The following is a 17,398-nucleotide window of genomic DNA, read 5'->3' as shown; positions in this document are numbered from 1 at the left end:
AAAGCGAAAAAAGAAACCCTCGTCAATCTTGGCGAGGGTTAAATTTTAAGCTCATCCAGACACTGGCCAGTGAGGAGACGATGAGTGCATACCCCATCCATTGCAGGTGGCCGGGACTTATTTTCGTGCCGAATACCAGTCCCAGCAGAACCGACGACAGGATGCAACCCATATAGCGGCATGTTTGAAAAAGTCCGGACGCCAAACTGGTCATTGAGGGAGGGGCGACCATCAGCAGGGCAGATTGCAGGCATACGTTCGTGATTCCGTAACTGAGGCCCATGATCGCCAAAGCAAAGGCCATCCCATACAACGGCAGGTGAACGAAGACAAAGGTTAACAGCAAAGCTCCGCCAACCATCAAGAAAGAGCTGATGATCAGAGGGGTTTTTACGCCGGAACGGTCAATCCATTTTCCCATCACCGGATAAATCAAGGCACCGAATCCGGCATTGAACAGCATGAGCAGCCCGCTTGTTTTCACATCCAGGTTCATTGCCTCCTGAAAGTAGGTGGGCAACCCAAAAAAAATCGAGTAGTTATAAATGTTCAAGACGATAAACTGAAGGTAAACCCAGCTCAGCAAGGGGTTGGTTTTAAACAGCCGAAGCTGTATAAACGGTTTTTCCACGTGAAGTTCGCGGTAGATGAATCCGGCGAGCAGGAGAATTCCCAGAATTCCAGACAGCGGATGGACTTGGGTTTTAAAGGAAAGCAAAAACCAGAGCAAGAAGACCATGGAGGCCGCAAATAACAAGATTCCGGGCAGATCCAGTTGTTTCACCGTTTGCCGGAAGGAGGGCCGCTCCTTGTCGCGGTCGGGCGGCAGGTAGAACCAGCCCAGCAGGAGACTGATCAAAATGACCGGGATGTTCACCGTAAAAATCGCCGGCCAATCGCCCAGATCAATGAGAAATCCGCCGATGGTGGGACCGAAGGCGGCGCTTCCGGTGGCGAATAAAGAGATGATCGCCAAGGCGGAAGCCTGCTTTTCCGTGATATATTCCCGGATCATGCCCATGCCCGAGGGGTAAATGGAACAACTGCCAAAAGATTGGATCAGCCGGGCCAGGATGAGAATGAGAAAAGTCGGGGCCCACGGAGCTGACAAAGCCGACAGGGCGACCAAAAGCAAACCGATGAGAAAAATATTCTTGCGGCCCAGTTGATCACCGATTTTGCCCATAACGGGCTGACCGATGGCGCTGGCCAGATAGTAGGAGGAGATCAGCCAGGAGACCGTCGTAAATGAAAGGTGAAAATCCTGCTGAATGCGGTGAAGGGCCATGGAAATCATTGACGAGTTAAGCGGATTTAGCAAGGTCCCCGATGCGATGGCGATGAGAAAGAGGAGGCGGTTCGGTTTTTTGCCGTTCATTTTGTTTCACCACGGACAGTAAAAACAGTGATAAAAATGAAGTTCTCCATGTTTTCGATCTCCTTTGTCAGTGATGGAAAAACCCCCCTTAAAGGGATGTCAGAACGATTTCGGGCCCTTTAAGGGGAGTACTTTAAAATTCTATTTTTTTTGCTGCATTTGGCGCAGCATTTTCCGGTACTCATCATCATCGATGTGATCTTTTTTTGCTGGTTTTTCCGGTTTTGTCATCGCGGACAAACCACGTCGCAGCGCTTCGCGGTATTCCTGGTCTGTCTGCCTGGAAATCTCTTGTTTGGTAGAGGTTGTTCTCGGAGCCACCTTGGTTTTTGTCTCCACCTTGGGCTTCGATTGATCCATGGCCGCCGTGGAATCCGGTTCTTCTGCGGAAACCGGGTCCGGTTTGGACTGGAGGGTGGGATTCTCAGCTGATGTCACTCTTTTTTTGTCTTTGTTTTTGACAGCTCTTACGTTAAAGATAATCAAAAAGAGAATCCCAACCACCATTAAGAGAATGATGATTACTAATCCCATCGATTTCACTCCTGACGTTATTGGATCAAATGAATTAACCGTGAAGTTTTTTTGCTACTTCCGCTACACGGCGCCCCAATGCACGTCCAAGAGCCTGGTCTGATTCGGTGGGCATATTTTTTGGTGCATCTTCGCTGTCTTCCACCGGACAGGTTACCGCCACCCCATAGTATGAGCCATGCAAAACGTTTTCCGGCACGTTGCTCGGCAGACCGACAATGATCATTCCGTTATGCATCATCGGGGTGATCAAGTTCCACAGCGTCATTTCCGCACCGCCGTGCAAAGTGGCCGTGGTGCAGAAGGCGGCGCCCACTTTTCCAACCAGTTTTCCGGCTGCCCACAGGTATCCCAGCTTGTCGATCCAGCTTTTTAAGCCGGCGCTGATGGTGCCAAAGTGACCCGGGCAACCCCAGATCAGGGCATCGATATCATGCAAATCGCGAACGTCCGCTTCGTTCACATGTTTGACGAACACTTCTGCACCTTCAATTTCCTGTGCGCCTTGTCCGATCGCCTTGGCCAGTACCTCTGTATGTCCGCTTTCGCTATCGTAAACCACGTATACTTTCATCGCAAAAACTCCCCTTATGTCAGATGTATAGTTCTACTATTTGATTTAGTAAACAGGTTTTATTCTAACATGATCTTACGGGTTGCGAAAGAGTGAACGGGAACTGTTTCTGAATTATACAAAAATTGATGGGTGAATGGCAGAAAAAAGGGGGGTTTTGGCGAAGGGGCATTTTTTTCACTCAACCTTGACGCGGACTTTAAATATACCGTTGTATCCGTATCCTTTCCGGTTCCAGACGGGTTCCATCGGCTGGGTTCGCCCCTCTGAATCAGTCGCGCGTGACATGATGGTAAATTTTCCTTCACATTTGGCTTCCCATAAGAACTCCCAAAAAGTCCAAGCGTAGGGGTGCTGCGGTTCTGAGTGCAATGTTGCCGGGTGCCAGGATCGGCCGTTGTCCGTGCTTATCTCCACCTTTACAATCCTTCCTTCTCCCGTCCAGGCAAATCCTTTGATTTTGTTTATTCCCTTTTTCACTACATCATAGTCTTGCGGCTGCTGAATGATTGAATTCACTTTCATCGTTGTGACCGGGGTTTTGCCTTCATCTGTATCGTCATGGGGGTAGTAGACGTAATCTTCTGTCTGGAAAAAACCTTGAAAGGGGTGGTCGATGGCTGTTATTTTCGAAAGCCATTTTACGGAAGCCATGGCATACCAGCCGGGGACGATCAAGCGAAAGGGGTATCCGTGTTTGAAGGGAAGGGGTTTTCCGTTCAATTCATAAGCAATGATGGTATCCGAGTGCAGTGCCTTTTCCACCGGCAGGCTGCGGGCATAGGAGGTTCCGTCGGGGCTTTGGTCAATGGCCGAAAAGACGATTTCTGTTGCCGTCGTTTTGAGCCCCGCCCGTTTAAGAAGAGAGGCAAGAGGCACTCCTTTCCACCGGCCCTGACTGATGGCCCCCTTCTGCCATTGAACGCCGTAGACCCTGGGTGAGTAAGATGTTCGCCGGTTGCCGGCACACTCCAAGGGAACGACAAGGGTTTTGGACGGCCATGACAACAAATCTTCATAGTCCAGCGTCAAAGGATGATCGACCAGCCCGTTGAGATGAAGGGTGGCGGGAATGTCGGCGGCAGAGGGATAAGGAAAGTGATTCCGTTTATACATCAATTCCACCGGAGTGATCCAGTCTTCCACAAAATGAACCGGTGTCTCCTGATTTTCGGGATTGAGGCTCACTGTGAGCGGATAAGGATGGTTTTTTCTGCCGTTTTGTTGATTCATTTTTCATTCCTCCTGACAAGCGTATTGTTCAATTTTTGAGGAGAGGCAACGGAGAAAGTTGACCTGGATTTCATCTTTCTGATCCATGGCGTCATGGAGACAGGAAACGATGACCGTTTTGAGGAAGCGATATTCCGCCGGCGTGAAGAGAATGTCGGGAAATCTGATTTTGCCCAGAATGGAAGTGATCAGGGATTGTTCCTCACGACACACATGGATTTTGATTTTTTCCAGATGCCTCAGCAGAAAGTATCGTTCTTTCAAATTGATGTAACCCATCACGTTCACCCTTTCAAAATGGAACGAACCAAGGTGTCAAAAACAGCATATTCTGAAGATGATCAATCAGACATTAAATCTTGACTAATTAAGTAAATATTGTAAAGAAAGTGATCATTTCCGTTTGATGGAGGGAAGAGAAATGGATTTTTTAAGGCAGATTAAAGAGGTACTGTCCAAGGTGGAACACCCGGGATTCCGTGAACTGAAAGAAGCGGTACAGGCCATCGGGTGTACGCGTGAAAAAATCCTCCCTTATGTGACCAGCCCCGACGGGAATCCGTACGGGAGAAATGTGGTCTACCGTTCGGATTTCGTCGAGGCGGTTGTGATTCATATCCCCGGAATGAAACAAACACCGATCCATAATCACGGTTGCTCCATTGGATGCGGTCAGGTGGTGGAAGGAAATTTGATTAACCATTTGTACGTTCTGGAAAAAGAGGACGAACCGTTTGCTTATGAGCAAAACCGTTACGGGCCTGGCCAATTCTTTTTTGCCACGCAAGGGCAGATTCATAAAATGCGCAATCCTTCCACGCAGAGGCTTGTCACCTTCCACTTGTATTCTCCGCCGTTACAAGAGATGAAAATCTATAAATAAAATGGGGAGGCGGTACTGACCCTGTTTTCGGACAGCAGGGTTAGGATGAAGCTTTATCCGTTTTGGAAGTGACCAAGTTCAGGGTTTGCGACTTTTGCCGGTCCGTTGAGGCCATTACCTGGTCAAGGATGGTGCCGACCAGCGAAGCAAAGAGCGGATTGTTCCGCTGTCGCGGCCTGGGCAGAGGAATACGGATATCCATTCCCACTTTCCCGTCTCGCAGCATGATGACCCGGTCAGCCAGGATGACGGCTTCCTCGACATCGTGAGTAACCAGGAGAGCCGTGAATCGTTGTTCTTGCCAAAGCTTTTCAATTAACCGCTGCATTTCAATCCGTGTCAGGGCATCCAGAGCGCCCAATGGTTCATCGAGCAAAAGAAGGCGGGGATTGCTTGCGAGAGCCCGTGCCAGGGCGACCCGTTGACGTTGCCCGCCGGAAAGGACTCCAGGCCATTGCTTCCCGTAACCGGCCAAACCGACCTGCTCCAGGATGCGGGCTGTTTTTTCCGTTCTGCCGTTTTGGTCCCGGATGCCGAGCGCAATGTTGGCAAAAACAGTTCGCCACGGCAAGAGGCGGGGTTCCTGAAACATGATTCTGGCGGCGTCGTTCAGCCCGGAGATGGCTTTTCCTTCCTGCATAATCACGCCGCCGCTCGGTTCTTCCAGTCCGGCAATCAGGCGAAGCAGCGTGCTTTTCCCGCTGCCGGAACGGCCGACGACAGCGAGAAATTCGCCCCGTTGAACGAGAAGATCGATGTTGTTCAAGATCAGGCGATTGTCAAATTGTTTTTTTAACCCCCGAATGTCCAGCGTTGTTCCTGAAACTTTGCGGTTCAGTTGAAACACCCCCTGATGATGTCAGAAAATATTCATGTCCTTGCGGCACAGTCGAAGAGACCGGGGGATGCCATGTTCCTGCCTGCAACCCATTTTTTGCGAGAAAGCTAACCGTTTACCCGCCAGCGCAGGCAGCGTTTTTCCAAAGCTTTTGCCACAAGATCAGCCAGTTTGCCGAGCAGGGCATAGAGCAAAATGCTTAAAACCACCACATCCATCTGCATAAACTCCCGTGCGTTCATCGCCATATAGCCGATTCCCGAGTCTGAGGAAATGGTTTCCGCTACGATCAGCGTCAGCCACATAATCCCCAGGGCATAGCGGAATCCGATGAGAATGGATGGCAATGCATTGGGCAGGATAATGTGCCAAAAAAGAGCCCTCTTTGTCAGGCGGAAAATTTTTCCCATCTCCAGCAGTCCGGGATCAACACTGCGAATGCCATGAAAAGTATTCAAATAGATCGGGAAGAACACACCCAGGGCCACGAGGAACAATTTTGATTCTTCACCGATTCCGAACCACATGATGGCCAACGGGATCAGGGCCAGATGAGGGATATTTCGCAACATCTGCACAGTGGAATCGAGGATTTTTTCCGCAAATCGAGAAATTCCGTTTAAAAAGCCCAACACCAGGCCGATGCTTCCGCCGATTGCCAAACCGAGCAATGCGCGGACGGCACTGTCATCAATGTGATGAATCAATTCTCCCGAACGGGCCAGGTGAATGGCCGTCCGGATCACGGTGACGGGGGCCGGAAGGGTTTCCGTGGAAATCCAGCCCATGCTGCTGAAGATTTGCCAAAGGATTACCAAAATGGCCGGGAGAGACCAGGACAGAAGGGCATCCATCTTTGTTCGCCATCGGAAATTACTCAGCTTCATGGGCAACACCTTCTTTTTCCCGGGGGAAATGGTCATTTGCCACGATTTCGCCAAAGGGACTGTAAACATGAGGATGAGAAGCAGGCGGATTATTGGTTAAAGGTAATTCCGGGAAGAGCAATTCGGCGACCCGATAGGCTTCTTCCAGGTGGGGATAGCCAGACAGGATAAACGTTTCTATCCCCAGGTCCGCATATTCCCGCATCCTTTCTGCCACGGTGCGTGGATCCCCGACAAGAGCTGTTCCCGCACCTCCACGAACCAGTCCGATGCCCGCCCATAAATTGGGGCTGATTTCCAAATCGGTTGTTTTTCCGTTGTGAAGCCGGGTCATCCGTTGTTGTCCGACAGAATCATAACGGGCAAAAATACGCTTTGACTTCGCGATCGCCTCGTCGTCAACATAGCGGATCAAACGCTCAGCTGCCGCCCAGGCTTCTTTTTCCGTCTCCCGGACGATCACATGCAAACGGATGCCGAAGCGCAATGATCTTCCCTGTTTGGCAGCCAGTTTCCTCACTTGTCCGATTTTTGCCTCTACTTGTTTCGGGGGCTCACCCCATGTGAGATAAACATCGGTATGTTTGGCCGCGACTTTCATTCCCGCCGGTGAAGACCCTCCGAAGTAAAGGGGGGGATACGGGGTTTGCACAGGCGGAAAAATCCGTTTGCCGCCGGAAATTTTCAAATGTTTTCCGGTGAAGTAAACATCTTCTCCCCGCATGATTTCCCGCCAGACGGTCAGGAACTCGTCCGTTAACTCATAACGGGTATCGTGATCCAGATGCAGGCCGTCACCGGCTAATTCGACTGGATCTCCGCCTGTTACGATATTGATGAGCAGACGGCCCGCGGATAAGCGGTCAAACGTGGCTGCCATTCGCGCGGCAAGCGTGGGAGAGATCAGGCCGGGACGGACAGCGACCAGAAATTTCATTCTCTCTGTGGCAGACAATAAAGAGGAGGCGACAATCCATGCGTCCTCGCAAGACCGTCCGGTCGGCAGCAATGCTCCGCTGTAACCGAGATGGTCAACCGCTTGGGCCAATTGTCTCAGATACGGAAATCCAATGGCGCGTCCGCCTGATGCGGTAGCCAGATACCGACCGTCTCCGTGTGTGGGGATAAACCAGAATATTTGCATGATTATCATCCTTTCTCAAAAAGAGTTATGATTTTTGCTCCCGCCAAACGACGTCACGAACCTGAATCGATTTGGGAATCAGGCCAATGCGCAGAAAAGTATTGGCGATCTGCTGTTGATCGTCGATAATGGATTGATTGATCGGTTCGATTCCATACTCAGCGCGCTGAATCGCCAGGTTGACCGGCTTCAGGTCCATCCCGATCTGTTTGGCCAAGAGCCGGGCGGTTTGATCGGGATTCCGGTTAAACGAATCGGCTGAATTTTTCAGCTCATCGACAATGATCCCGATCACGTCCCCGTGCTGCGCAGCATAGTTTTTTGCCGCAAGATAATAAGAGCGGTTGGACGTATATCCATGAGCATCCGTCAACGTTCTGGTTTGCAGACTGGTTTCGGCATCCGCATAATAAGGGTCCCAAATAACCCAGGCATCGACGTTTTTTTCGGCAAAAGCAGTCCTGGCATCGGCCGGTGCCAAATAAAACGGTTGGATGTCGCTGTATGTCAGTCCCGCTTTTTCCAATGCCCTGACCAACAGATAATGGACGTTGGAACCTTTGTTCAGTGCCACTTTTTTCCCTTTCAGGTCCCTGATGCCGCGAATCGGGGAATCTTTGGGAACGATGATCGCCTCCGCTTCGGGCCGCGGCGTTCCGGCTGCGAAATAGACGAGCGGAGCATTCGCTGCTTGCGCGAAAATCGGGGGTGTATTTCCGGTTTCGCCGATATCAATGCTGCCGACGTTCAGGGCTTCCAGCAGCTGCGGACCGGCCGGAAACTGAATCCACTTCACCTTGATTCCGCGGGATTTCAAACGTTTTTCCAATGTTCCGCGGGCTTTCAAAATGCTCAATATGCCGAACTTCTGATAGCCGATGCGGATTTCGTTTTGCCTGTCGTCGGAATCAGCCGGCTGGCAACCGATTGTCAGCGAAGTGAACAAAACGATGAGAAGGGCGATGGAAAAGAACCTCAGTGTCTGTTTGATGCGCATGATGTATTCACCTCATCTCGCCGAAAAATGAAAAAGGCCCCAAAACCCTCAGTTCGATGATGAGGGACGGGGCCTCCGGTGGTCCGGTCGGCATCGAATGGTCTCTCCTATTTTTTATTTGCCGCGCTGGCATGTTTTTTGGACAAGGATGAAGCTTCGGACGGAAAGCGATGTTTTTCGGTTCTTTCAATTTGCACGATATTGGAATCGTGAACGGTGATCAGAACCGTGCCGTATTGAAGACCTTTCAACGCTTCCCAAATGCGGTGGATTTTTTCATCCGGGAACGAAACTGGCTTCATGCTTTTTTCACTCTCCTTTCCTCTCTTGGAATGCGGCCTTCCAGCAAATCCTCCAGCGTCGTATTTTCCAGAAGCCGGGCGACGGTATCGCGGATCAGGGTCCACAGCGGTTTTAACAGACATCCCTCTTCCAGGGGACATGGATCATAAGCGGTAACACTGACACAACCCATCGGTGCCAATGGCCCTTCCAGCTGTCGGATCACCTCACCGATCACGATTTGGTCAGGAGGCTTGCGCAGTGCGTATCCTCCCCGAATTCCCCTTTTGCTTCTGACATAACCGAGGTTTTTGAGCTGGAGGAGGATCTGCTCCAGATAATTGACAGGAACCAACGTTTTTTCGGCGATTTCACCGATGGAGATGACGCCGGAATGCTGCCCCAGAAGGATCAGAGCACGCAATGCATATTCTCCACGGGTAGAAACTTTCATTTTCTTGTCTCCTTCTAAGCGGAGTTGGTACAGTAAACCGTCACGCCGCGATGTTTAATTTCTATAATACCAAGTGTATTAGTCGACTTTTGGGTGAATGTCTCATATATATGTTCTTTGGCGATGGTTTATACTTGGACAATATTTCCTTAACTCAAATTTATTATAATATTTCGCGTCAGTCAATCATTATTTTGTCATTTCCTATCAAATTACTGTGTTTTAAAATAGGAACTAAACAGGACGAACGCATGTCATTGAAAACAAGAATAGAGTTATAATGGCCTTAGAAAAGAGCTTAAGAGGGGGAGAAAGATGAAACCGCATGTATTTCTGGCTAGACGCGTTTCGAAAGAGGCTGAAGCATATATTGCCGAACATTGTACATACCGGAAATGGGAAAAAGACACCCCAATTCCCCGCAGCCAATTGCTCCGGGAAATTGCCGATGCGGAGGGTTTGCTCATCAGCGGCGGGAAGATTGACGATGAGCTGCTTCAGCATGCCCCCAAACTGAAAGTTGTCAGCAATATGTCCGTCGGTTACAACAATTTTGATCTTGAGGCGATGAAGAGGAGAAATGTGCTCGGAACCCATACCCCCCACGTCTTGGATGAAACCGTGGCCGATCTGGCATTTGCCCTGATTTTATCGGCGGCCAGGCGCGTCCCGGAATTGGATCGCTTTGTAAAAGAGGGAAAATGGACCAATGGGGACGATACGCATTTGTTCGGCGTTGATGTTCATGGCCGGACGCTCGGGATTATCGGGATGGGCCGCATTGGGGAAGCGATTGCCAGACGCGGAAAGCTCGGGTTTAACATGGATGTGCTTTACTTTAACCGAAGGCGCAAGCCCGATGTGGAAGAAAGATTGGGCGTCCGCTACTGTGAGTTGGAAACCCTTTTGAAGCAGGCTGATTTTATTGTGTTGATGGTTCCGCTGACCGCGGAAACAAAGCACATGATCGGGCGTGAACAGTTTGCCTTAATGAAGGAATCGGCTATTTTTATCAACACTTCGCGGGGCAAGACCGTGGATGAAGCCGCATTGATCGAAGCGCTGGAAAATAAACGGATTCGTGCCGCCGGACTGGACGTTTTTTACCAGGAACCGGTTCCAACCGACAACCCGCTGTTACGCATGCCCAATGTCGTCACACTCCCGCATATCGGTTCAGCAACAGCGCAAACGAGACATAAGATGGCCATGTTGGCTGCCAAAAATCTGGTTGCCGCTGTCACCGGCCAAACGCCGCCCAACGTGGTCGAAGAATTAAAGGATTTGCTTTAAACAGCGGGCAAGTTTCCGACGGGGTCAATTTTTATCAACCCGGCAAGCAACTGGAAAGCTCGCCGGGTATTGGTGAACTCTTGTGCGGATGACTTTGACAGGGAAGTGTCAGATCTGCTCTTCCGCAGAGGCGAAAGGAGAAAACCGGATGGATGCAGAGAAGGCTCCGCTGCGGTTGTATCAAAAAAAGCTGGAAAGCACGTTGGAGCGGGCAAAAGAGTGCATTGCCCGACTGAATGATGAGGACATCAATTGGTGTCCGAACCGGGAGAGCAACAGCATCGCTTGGCTTGTTCTGCATATGGCAGGGAATCTGGCATTTTTCTTGAATGAGACGATAATGGGAAAAGAAGTGGATCATGAACAATTCCGGCCGCGGAAGCTGACGAAAGAGGAAACACTGGCCTTGCTGGAATCTTCTTTCAGTGATGCGATCCGTGTCCTGGATCAGCTTCCGCCGGAAAAAGCCGGGCAATCCGTCAGATTTCGGGGAAAGCTCATTCCGGTTTCGGATCTGGTATTCAATACGGTTGTTCATCAGGCGGAGTATGCCGCGCAGATTATCTGTCTCGCCAAACAGAGGCTTGGTGCCTCCTATCAACGATTAACGTCGCCGTATTTGGTATTCTCCGGCGGGGACTGGCAACTGGATTGAACGGGTTGTGATTGACAATTAAATGATCGGAATGGAGGAAAAGAGATGAAATCACATCGCTTACATACATTGCCGCAGGGAATCTTCAAAAAATTGGCTGAACATAAAGAACAGATGAAACGGCAGGGGAGATCGATCATCGATTTGAGCATTGGCAGTCCTGATCTTCCTCCACATCCGGAGATTTTGGATGCGTTGTCAGGTTGGGCCGCTGATCCGTCCGCCTACGGTTATACCCTGAAGGCCCTGCCGTCTTTCAATGAAGCTGTTGCTGACTTTTACGACAAGCGCTATAAAGTGGCGATTGATCCGAATCATGAAGTATTGCAGCTCAGCGGGACGCAGGACGGGCTTTCGCAATTGGCGCTCTCCTGTATCAACCCTGGCGATCTCGCCCTGATTCCGGACCCTGCCTATCCGATTTATGAGATTGGTGTTCTGCTGGCCGGGGGACGGGTCATCCGGCTTCCGCTTAAGCAGGAAAACCGTTATCTTGTTGATTTTTCCTCTCTCCCCGGCGAAGTGTTGGAACGGGCGAAACTGTTATACCTGAACTACCCCGGCAACCCGATCCCGGAGATGGCTCCTTTGTCTTTTTTTGAAGAAGTTGTTTTTTATGCGAAAAAATACGATATCAAAGTGATCCATGATTTCGCTTATTCCGAGCTGGTCTATGACGGTCGGCGGGCCCACAGTTTCCTGTCCGTGCCCGGGGCAAAAGAGGTGGGTGTTGAATTCAACTCGTTATCGAAAACATTCAGCATGGCCGGATGCCGCATCGGTTATATGGCGGGCAATCAGGAGATGGTTGAATCGCTCGCAAGCCTTATGTCCCATACACACTACGGGATTTTCCTTCCTGTGCAGAAAGCGGCCGAAAAAGCTTTGCGGCAAGGGGAAATCCTGTTTCGGGATCATGTGAACACTTATCAGCGAAGAAGAGATTTCCTGGTGCAGCGGCTGAGAGAAGCTGGCTGGGAGGTTTCACAGCCGCCGGCAACGATGTTTATTTGGGCCCGGATTCCGTATGCGGTCTCATCCATGGAATTTTGCGAGGAGTTAATGGAGGAAACGGGAGTGGTTCTGGTTCCAGGAGAGACTTTTGGAAAACAGGGAGAAGGGTATGTGCGAATCAGCCTGGTTCAGCCGGAAACATTGCTGGATGAAGCGGTGCGAAGAATTAAGGGGTTTTTGGAAGTAAAAGCGGGAGCATGACCAAGTGACCCTGCCGCCGTGTTGATATGGGCAGGGTTATTATCTCACCTCTTGCCTTTTATTAATTTTCGCAGGAAATAGATCGGCCCCACCAGCAAATAAACGGGATTGGAAAAGAAAGTCGGTTTTTTTCCTTCAAACATGTGTCCGACAAATTGAAAAATCCAGCCGACGACGAACAAGAGCAGCGCCAGTTTCCATTGGAAGAAAAAGCAGGGAAGCGAGATGATGATCAAAGGAATGCCAATGGCATGCGTCATTTTATTCACAGGATGTTGATGGTTCTGATGATATTTTTCCAACATTTTCGAAAAATCCATTTTCATACTCCTTTCCTTGGAAACTATATATTTTTATTATGAAATATTTCACAGGGATCAGCAACCGGCAAAATAGAGAATAATCTTAATTCAACGGAGATTTGTTACAATATTTGTACAGGAATTTTCGTCATCGCGGGATGACAGGAGACACGCAATCCGCGTTGACAAAAAAGGAGAAGAAAAAGTGAAACCCATTTTGGGCAAAGAGTGTTTAACCGATACAGAAAGAAGAGCGTATGAACAGATGAAAAAAAGCCCGGTCAAAGTGCTGCAGATCGGCGAAGGGAATTTTTTGCGCGGGTTTTTTGACTGGATGATTCACTCTTGCCGGAAGCAGGGGCTTTTTTCGGGAAGCATTGCCGTCATACAACCTCGTCCTTCAGGCCGGCACAAACTGGAGCAATTATGCCGTCAGGACGGGATTTATACCCTGGTGATCCGGGGAATGGAGAAAGGAGAATGGGTGGAGCAGAGGGAGAGGATTGCTGTTTTTTCCACCTTGGTTGACCCTTATGAAGATTGGCCGGGCTTTTTGGCCATCGCCGAAAAGCCGGAACTGGAATGGGTTGTGTCGAACACCACCGAAGCAGGGCTGGTTTATCAACGGATGGAGTGGAACCCGGAGAAACCGGCCGAATCTTTTCCCGGAAAGTTGACTCATTTTCTGTACCGGCGTTACCTTCATTTTGCCGGTGATCCCGGGAAAGGCCTGATTCTTCTCCCTTGTGAACTGGTGGATCGCAACGGCGATGAGCTGAAAGCGTGTGTGCTACGTCATGCCAGGGACTGGGGGTTGCCCGGTGCTTTCCTTCAGTGGGTCGATTGCCATAATCGCTTTTTAAATTCGCTGGTGGACCGGATTGTCACCGGTTATCCCCATACGGAAGCGGAGCGGTGGTTTGATGAATGGGGCTATCGCGATGAATTGCTGAACACGGCGGAACCTTACCATTTTTGGGCGATTGAAGGGGAACCCAAACTGGAGTGCAGGCTTCCGTTGCGACAGGCCGGGCTGAATGTGGAGTGGGTTGCGGATTTGCGGTCTTTTCAATTGCGAAAAGTGCGCATTTTGAACGGTGCCCATACACTGATGGCGCCGCTTGGCCTGTTATACGGATGCAGTCTGGTAAGGGAAGTGATGGAGCACCCCGAGCTCAGCCGCTTTGTCCGGGAGACGGTGGAAACGGAAATCATCCCTTCACTTCCGCTGGATCAGCAAAAAATGAAAAAGTATGCCAAAAGCGTGTTTGAACGTTTCGCCAATCCCTGCATCGAACATCGGCTCTCCGATATAGTGCTGAACAGCGTCAGCAAGTTCAGGGTTCGCCTCTTGCCTTCGCTTCAGTCTTTTCTGGCTGAACAAGGCCGGCTTCCGCAAGGCATTGTGCGGGCTCTTGCCGGCTTAATCCGTTTCTTTCAAGTGCGGAAGGAAGGGGAGGAATATATCGGAACCAATTTGGCGGGGCAGGATTATACGGTTCGGGATGACTGGGAAATCCTTGCTTTTTTCCATGCGCAATTCGCTGGCTGTTCTGTTCGGAATATTTCACAAAAGGAGCGGGTTGGGAGAATTTTGGGCAATGAGCGATTATGGGGGGGAGATTTGACACAGGTGGATGGATTGCCGGAATCGGTGTTGCAACATCTGGCGCGGATGGAGCGGGGAAACGATGTGAACACCCGCTGTTAAAAACAAAAGCAATTGCAGAATAAAAAAAGAAATCAGCCTCCGTGCGTACCGGGGCACGAATTGGCGGGGTTGGCTTGGGAGATAAGAGGGTGGCGTTTTGGACAACCTAAGGATATAAAGAGCGAAGGAGGAAAGAAATTGTCCAAACAAAGTCAAACGAAGTCCAAGCCCATTCTTCCGCCGCAGCATCAGGAGAGGCGACCCGGACTGGAAGCGGAAATGGATCCGCGGCCGGTGTTTGATCGGCCCGACCGCCCCGGGTGTGGCAAACTTGCGGGAAAAGTGGCTTTGATCACCGGAGGGGACAGCGGGATCGGCAGGGCGGTCGCCGTGGCTTTTGCCAAAGAGGGGGCTGATGTGGCGATTGTTTATTTGAATGAAGAGAGCGATGCCGCGGAGACAAAACGGTATGTGGAAGGGTTGGGCCGGCGATTGTTGGCGTTTGCCGGTGACATTGGCGACGAATCGTTTTGCGGACAGGTTGTCACCGAAGTGGTGAGAGAGCTGGGCCGGCTGGACATTCTGGTAAATAATGCTGCTGAGCAGACACCGCAGTCGGGAGTGGAACAGATTACTCAGGCTCAGCTGGAAAAAACGTTCCGAACGAATCTCTTTTCGTTTTTTTATTTTGTCAAGGCCGCTTCCCCGCATTTAAAGCAAGGAAGCGCCATTATTAACACAACTTCGGTGACTGCTTACAAGGGAAATGAGCAATTAATCGATTACTCGGCAACGAAGGGAGCGATTGTCTCATTTACCCGTTCATTGGCGCTCTCCCTGGTGAAAAGGGGAATTCGCGTCAATGGCGTGGCCCCGGGGCCAATCTGGACGCCGCTGATTCCGTCCACTTTTCCGGCCGACCAGGTGGCCAAGTTCGGCACCGATACCCCGATGGGAAGACCCGGACAACCGGTGGAACTGGCCCCGGCCTATGTTTTTCTGGCATCGGATGATTCTTCTTATATGACCGGGCAGATTCTCCATGTGAATGGCGGAGAGATCGTGAATGGTTAAAAAAGAGATGGTGATGGAATGGTGTTCCGAATCTGTTCAGAATGCCATTCCATTTTTTTTGCTTGCCTCGGCCGATTGTCGGGAGAACATAATGCAAGAAAAAGAACATATGAATGAAAAATGATCTTCTCATTGATTGCCTGGTTATTCTCCTTAATGGGAGGTGGAAAGGACTGATGAGCCATAAGAGGCGAAAAAGCGCCCGGGCGAGTAAGACGGCTGAGTTCGTCGCTTTTTTTCGGGCGCTGGAGTATTCCTTTCCGAAAGAGAGGCGCTTGTTTGAAGACCCGTTTGCAGTGAGATTTTTAAGCCTTCCCTTGCAGGTGGCTTCCTGCCTGTCACGGGTACCGTTGTTCGGGAAAGTGGTTCCCTTTCTCGTCGATTGTTTTGGCCCGGGGGCAAGAGCATCCGGGGTGGCCCGCACCCGGCTGATTGATGATCATCTGACAAATGCATTGGAAAAAGGAATTGAACAAGTGGTCATATTGGGCTCGGGATATGACAGCCGCGCTTATCGGATTGCGGATATTGAGCGGGTGCATGTTTTTGAAGTGGACCAACCGCAAACCCTGTCGGTCAAGCAAAAAAAGCTGAAGCGGGTGCTCAAGCGCCGGACGCGGAAAGTGACGTTTGTAGAGACGGATCTGAATGTTCAAAAATTGGAAGATACGTTGCTGAAGGCGGGATTTGATTTAACCCGGCCCGCCTTTTTCATTTGGGAAGGGGTGACCAACTATCTGATTGAACAAGCGGTCGATCTGACGCTGCGATTTATCAGCACGGCGGCGCCGGGGAGTTTTATCCTTTTTACCTACGTCCATAAGCAGGCGATTGACACATTGGCAAGCAGCCCGGAGACGCGGCGGATCTACCGGTTGCTGACATGGATTGATGAGCCGTGGACGTTCGGGATGGTTCCCGAAGAACTTCCCGCCTATCTGGAATCACACGGGCTGAAGCTGGTGGAAGATGTCAATTCGGTTGAATTTCGGAAACGCTACATGAATCCGGGTGGTCCCCATATGAACGCATACCGGTTTTACCGGGCGGCTCTGGCCGAAGTGAAAAACAAAGGCGATGAGCCGCAAGTGCGCTTTTTTCGATCCTTTTTTCATTGATCGCGGTTTCCGGCAAAGCCCATTTTCCCCATGCGGGAATCTGGGCTCTTTACATTTTTTTGATGGATGGGGAGAAAATTACCTTTAGCAGGAAGGAGGTTGAAAATGAAGCGCTGGGCGATTTTTATTCTGTGTGCGCTTTTTTTGGGATCCGGCTGTGCGTTGAAGCAAAATCAAACCGGGAACCAGGCTCCTCCGAAGCAAACGGAAGTGAGCGTTCCGACAAGGGACGGGAGGCTGGAAACGCTTGATTTGCTCAATACGGGAGACAAGCTGCTCGCTTCCTATGCAACTTTTTTTGACCAGACCAAGACGAATCGCGTCCACAATATCCAACTGTCAAGCGAGGCGATTAACGGCCATGTGCTGAATGTGGGAGAGGTGTTTTCCTTTAATCAGGTGGTGGGAAAGCGGACGCCTCAACGCGGATATTTGCCTGCTCCGGAGATTGTGAAAGGAGAGTATACGGAAGGAATCGGCGGCGGGGTCTGCCAAACCTCTTCCACTTTGTACAATGCCGCGGATGCTGCCGGGTTGCGCATTATTGAACGGGTGAGCCACAGTCATGTTGTTACATATGTGCCGAAAGGAAGGGATGCCACTGTTTCCTGGAAAGAACCTGATTTCAAGTTTCAAAATCAATTAAACGTTCCAATCAGAATTGCGGCGAAGACTCAAAACGGGAGAATCACAGTGGCAATCTATGCTCCAGCTCATGTTAATGCGCTGAGGCGGAAAGTAGCCGCTCCGCCAACCACACTGCCGGAAATCATCCGCGTCACCCCGGATGAGCCGATGTCTCTCGATCCGAAAAAAATAAAAAGAGAGTTGCAAAATCCGCTGCGGATTCCACAGTAAAAAGTTAAGTTTGGACTCTTCCGAGGTT

21 protein-coding genes are annotated in these 17,398 nt (G+C 50.4%); 9 read left to right on the top strand and 12 right to left on the bottom strand.

Translation table 11 applies throughout. The features are described 5' to 3' along the window. Positions 1–22 precede the first annotated feature (22 nt). The 5 genes from I8U19_RS02560 to I8U19_RS02540 all read right to left on the bottom strand — a co-directional run bounded on the left by I8U19_RS02560 (position 23) and on the right by I8U19_RS02540 (position 3,998). Positions 23–1,378 (bottom strand): MFS transporter, encoded by a 1,356-nt coding sequence (locus I8U19_RS02560; protein ID WP_198055091.1) that lies wholly within the window; start codon positions 1,376–1,378, stop codon positions 23–25. A gap of 141 nt (positions 1,379–1,519) precedes the next feature. After that, the gene (locus tag I8U19_RS02555) at positions 1,520–1,912 is read right to left on the bottom strand and encodes a hypothetical protein (RefSeq protein ID WP_198055090.1); all 393 of its coding nucleotides are present in this window, start codon (positions 1,910–1,912) and stop codon (positions 1,520–1,522) included. Positions 1,913–1,946: 34 nt separating this feature from the next. After that, a complete protein-coding gene (locus I8U19_RS02550) occupies positions 1,947–2,486 on the bottom strand; it encodes an NAD(P)H-dependent oxidoreductase (protein ID WP_033099316.1) in 540 nt (179 codons plus the stop codon). Positions 2,487–2,663: 177 nt separating this feature from the next. Continuing rightward, positions 2,664–3,719 carry a sulfite oxidase gene (locus I8U19_RS02545; protein ID WP_198055089.1) on the bottom strand — a complete coding sequence of 352 codons (1,056 nt, stop codon included), beginning with the start codon at positions 3,717–3,719 and terminating at the stop codon, positions 2,664–2,666. Positions 3,720–3,722: 3 nt separating this feature from the next. Next, the gene (locus I8U19_RS02540; RefSeq protein WP_198055088.1) at positions 3,723–3,998 is read right to left on the bottom strand and encodes a hypothetical protein; all 276 of its coding nucleotides are present in this window, start codon (positions 3,996–3,998) and stop codon (positions 3,723–3,725) included. 142 nt (positions 3,999–4,140) lie between these two features. On the opposite strand from I8U19_RS02540, the gene I8U19_RS02535 reads away from it, so the two are divergent. After that, positions 4,141–4,602, top strand: coding sequence for a cysteine dioxygenase (locus I8U19_RS02535; RefSeq protein WP_198055087.1), 462 nt, complete (start codon positions 4,141–4,143; stop codon positions 4,600–4,602). Positions 4,603–4,642: 40 nt separating this feature from the next. Here the strand turns inward: I8U19_RS02535 and I8U19_RS02530 are convergent, their stop codons facing one another. From I8U19_RS02530 to I8U19_RS02505, 6 genes are all read right to left on the bottom strand, one after another. After that, positions 4,643–5,440 (bottom strand): ABC transporter ATP-binding protein, encoded by a 798-nt coding sequence (locus tag I8U19_RS02530; protein ID WP_052153898.1) that lies wholly within the window; start codon positions 5,438–5,440, stop codon positions 4,643–4,645. Between the two features lie 107 nt (positions 5,441–5,547). Beyond that, the gene (locus I8U19_RS02525; protein WP_052153877.1) at positions 5,548–6,327 is read right to left on the bottom strand and encodes an ABC transporter permease subunit; all 780 of its coding nucleotides are present in this window, start codon (positions 6,325–6,327) and stop codon (positions 5,548–5,550) included. Next, positions 6,314–7,471 (bottom strand): FMNH2-dependent alkanesulfonate monooxygenase, encoded by a 1,158-nt coding sequence (gene ssuD, locus I8U19_RS02520; RefSeq protein ID WP_033099312.1) that lies wholly within the window; start codon positions 7,469–7,471, stop codon positions 6,314–6,316. Before ssuD ends, I8U19_RS02525 begins: the two co-directional genes overlap by 14 nt. Positions 7,472–7,496: 25 nt before the next feature. Continuing rightward, positions 7,497–8,468: a sulfonate ABC transporter substrate-binding protein gene (locus I8U19_RS02515; RefSeq protein ID WP_198055086.1), complete on the bottom strand. Its 972-nt coding sequence runs from the start codon at positions 8,466–8,468 to the stop codon at positions 7,497–7,499. Positions 8,469–8,575: 107 nt separating this feature from the next. After that, on the bottom strand, positions 8,576–8,770 hold the full coding sequence (locus I8U19_RS02510; RefSeq protein WP_198055085.1) for a YezD family protein: 195 nt from the start codon (positions 8,768–8,770) through the stop codon (positions 8,576–8,578). Then, positions 8,767–9,204 (bottom strand): RrF2 family transcriptional regulator, encoded by a 438-nt coding sequence (locus I8U19_RS02505; RefSeq protein ID WP_033099309.1) that lies wholly within the window; start codon positions 9,202–9,204, stop codon positions 8,767–8,769. Before I8U19_RS02505 ends, I8U19_RS02510 begins: the two co-directional genes overlap by 4 nt. A gap of 315 nt (positions 9,205–9,519) precedes the next feature. Here I8U19_RS02505 and I8U19_RS02500 point away from each other — a divergent pair, with 315 nt between their 5' ends. The 3 genes from I8U19_RS02500 to I8U19_RS02490 all read left to right on the top strand — a co-directional run bounded on the left by I8U19_RS02500 (position 9,520) and on the right by I8U19_RS02490 (position 12,367). Continuing rightward, positions 9,520–10,497 carry a 2-hydroxyacid dehydrogenase gene (locus tag I8U19_RS02500; protein WP_198055084.1) on the top strand — a complete coding sequence of 326 codons (978 nt, stop codon included), beginning with the start codon at positions 9,520–9,522 and terminating at the stop codon, positions 10,495–10,497. A 148-nt stretch (positions 10,498–10,645) separates the two neighbouring features. Next, on the top strand, positions 10,646–11,152 hold the full coding sequence (locus I8U19_RS02495; RefSeq protein ID WP_198055083.1) for a DUF1572 family protein: 507 nt from the start codon (positions 10,646–10,648) through the stop codon (positions 11,150–11,152). 45 nt (positions 11,153–11,197) lie between these two features. Next, positions 11,198–12,367, top strand: coding sequence for an aminotransferase class I/II-fold pyridoxal phosphate-dependent enzyme (locus I8U19_RS02490; protein WP_033099306.1), 1,170 nt, complete (start codon positions 11,198–11,200; stop codon positions 12,365–12,367). Positions 12,368–12,411: 44 nt separating this feature from the next. On the opposite strand, the gene I8U19_RS02485 is transcribed toward I8U19_RS02490, so the two are convergent. After that, the gene (locus I8U19_RS02485; RefSeq protein WP_033099305.1) at positions 12,412–12,687 is read right to left on the bottom strand and encodes an Mpo1-like protein; all 276 of its coding nucleotides are present in this window, start codon (positions 12,685–12,687) and stop codon (positions 12,412–12,414) included. Between the two features lie 187 nt (positions 12,688–12,874). Here I8U19_RS02485 and I8U19_RS02480 point away from each other — a divergent pair, with 187 nt between their 5' ends. The 5 genes from I8U19_RS02480 to I8U19_RS02465 all read left to right on the top strand — a co-directional run bounded on the left by I8U19_RS02480 (position 12,875) and on the right by I8U19_RS02465 (position 17,370). Continuing rightward, positions 12,875–14,380, top strand: a complete 1,506-nt coding sequence (locus tag I8U19_RS02480) for a tagaturonate reductase (protein WP_198055082.1) — start codon at positions 12,875–12,877, stop codon at positions 14,378–14,380. A 138-nt stretch (positions 14,381–14,518) separates the two neighbouring features. Then, positions 14,519–15,394 carry an SDR family oxidoreductase gene (locus tag I8U19_RS02475; RefSeq protein ID WP_033099303.1) on the top strand — a complete coding sequence of 292 codons (876 nt, stop codon included), beginning with the start codon at positions 14,519–14,521 and terminating at the stop codon, positions 15,392–15,394. Beyond that, the gene (locus I8U19_RS17470) at positions 15,387–15,518 is read left to right on the top strand and encodes a hypothetical protein (protein ID WP_255517793.1); all 132 of its coding nucleotides are present in this window, start codon (positions 15,387–15,389) and stop codon (positions 15,516–15,518) included. The genes I8U19_RS02475 and I8U19_RS17470 overlap by 8 nt, the downstream gene beginning before the upstream one ends. A 52-nt stretch (positions 15,519–15,570) precedes the next feature. Next, positions 15,571–16,512: a class I SAM-dependent methyltransferase gene (locus tag I8U19_RS02470; protein WP_052153875.1), complete on the top strand. Its 942-nt coding sequence runs from the start codon at positions 15,571–15,573 to the stop codon at positions 16,510–16,512. 105 nt (positions 16,513–16,617) lie between these two features. Further along, positions 16,618–17,370 (top strand): VanW family protein, encoded by a 753-nt coding sequence (locus I8U19_RS02465; RefSeq protein ID WP_052153874.1) that lies wholly within the window; start codon positions 16,618–16,620, stop codon positions 17,368–17,370. The last annotated feature ends 28 nt before the right edge of the window (positions 17,371–17,398 follow it).

The organism is Thermoactinomyces sp. CICC 10523 (assembly GCF_016055105.1).
Taxonomy (GTDB): domain Bacteria; phylum Bacillota; class Bacilli; order Thermoactinomycetales; family Thermoactinomycetaceae; genus Thermoactinomyces_A; species Thermoactinomyces_A daqus.
Note: the sequence above shows the minus strand (reverse complement) of the source record. Positions and strands in the feature narration are given on the sequence as shown.

Excerpts from the sequence above, each read along its gene's own strand:
- I8U19_RS02560 (WP_198055091.1), bottom strand. The coding sequence starts at position 1,378 with ATGAACGGCAAAAAACCGAACCGCCTCCTCTTTCTCATCGCCATCGCA.
- I8U19_RS02555 (WP_198055090.1), bottom strand. The coding sequence starts at position 1,912 with ATGGGATTAGTAATCATCATTCTCTTAATGGTGGTTGGGATTCTCTTT.
- I8U19_RS02550 (WP_033099316.1), bottom strand. The coding sequence starts at position 2,486 with ATGAAAGTATACGTGGTTTACGATAGCGAAAGCGGACATACAGAGGTA.
- I8U19_RS02545 (WP_198055089.1), bottom strand. The coding sequence starts at position 3,719 with ATGAATCAACAAAACGGCAGAAAAAACCATCCTTATCCGCTCACAGTG.
- I8U19_RS02540 (WP_198055088.1), bottom strand. The coding sequence starts at position 3,998 with ATGGGTTACATCAATTTGAAAGAACGATACTTTCTGCTGAGGCATCTG.
- I8U19_RS02535 (WP_198055087.1), top strand. The coding sequence starts at position 4,141 with ATGGATTTTTTAAGGCAGATTAAAGAGGTACTGTCCAAGGTGGAACAC.
- I8U19_RS02525 (WP_052153877.1), bottom strand. The coding sequence starts at position 6,327 with ATGAAGCTGAGTAATTTCCGATGGCGAACAAAGATGGATGCCCTTCTG.
- ssuD (WP_033099312.1), bottom strand. The coding sequence starts at position 7,471 with ATGCAAATATTCTGGTTTATCCCCACACACGGAGACGGTCGGTATCTG.
- I8U19_RS02515 (WP_198055086.1), bottom strand. The coding sequence starts at position 8,468 with ATGCGCATCAAACAGACACTGAGGTTCTTTTCCATCGCCCTTCTCATC.
- I8U19_RS02510 (WP_198055085.1), bottom strand. The coding sequence starts at position 8,770 with ATGAAGCCAGTTTCGTTCCCGGATGAAAAAATCCACCGCATTTGGGAA.
- I8U19_RS02505 (WP_033099309.1), bottom strand. The coding sequence starts at position 9,204 with ATGAAAGTTTCTACCCGTGGAGAATATGCATTGCGTGCTCTGATCCTT.
- I8U19_RS02500 (WP_198055084.1), top strand. The coding sequence starts at position 9,520 with ATGAAACCGCATGTATTTCTGGCTAGACGCGTTTCGAAAGAGGCTGAA.
- I8U19_RS02495 (WP_198055083.1), top strand. The coding sequence starts at position 10,646 with ATGGATGCAGAGAAGGCTCCGCTGCGGTTGTATCAAAAAAAGCTGGAA.
- I8U19_RS02490 (WP_033099306.1), top strand. The coding sequence starts at position 11,198 with ATGAAATCACATCGCTTACATACATTGCCGCAGGGAATCTTCAAAAAA.
- I8U19_RS02485 (WP_033099305.1), bottom strand. The coding sequence starts at position 12,687 with ATGGATTTTTCGAAAATGTTGGAAAAATATCATCAGAACCATCAACAT.
- I8U19_RS17470 (WP_255517793.1), top strand. The coding sequence starts at position 15,387 with ATGGTTAAAAAAGAGATGGTGATGGAATGGTGTTCCGAATCTGTTCAG.
- I8U19_RS02470 (WP_052153875.1), top strand. The coding sequence starts at position 15,571 with ATGAGCCATAAGAGGCGAAAAAGCGCCCGGGCGAGTAAGACGGCTGAG.
- I8U19_RS02465 (WP_052153874.1), top strand. The coding sequence starts at position 16,618 with ATGAAGCGCTGGGCGATTTTTATTCTGTGTGCGCTTTTTTTGGGATCC.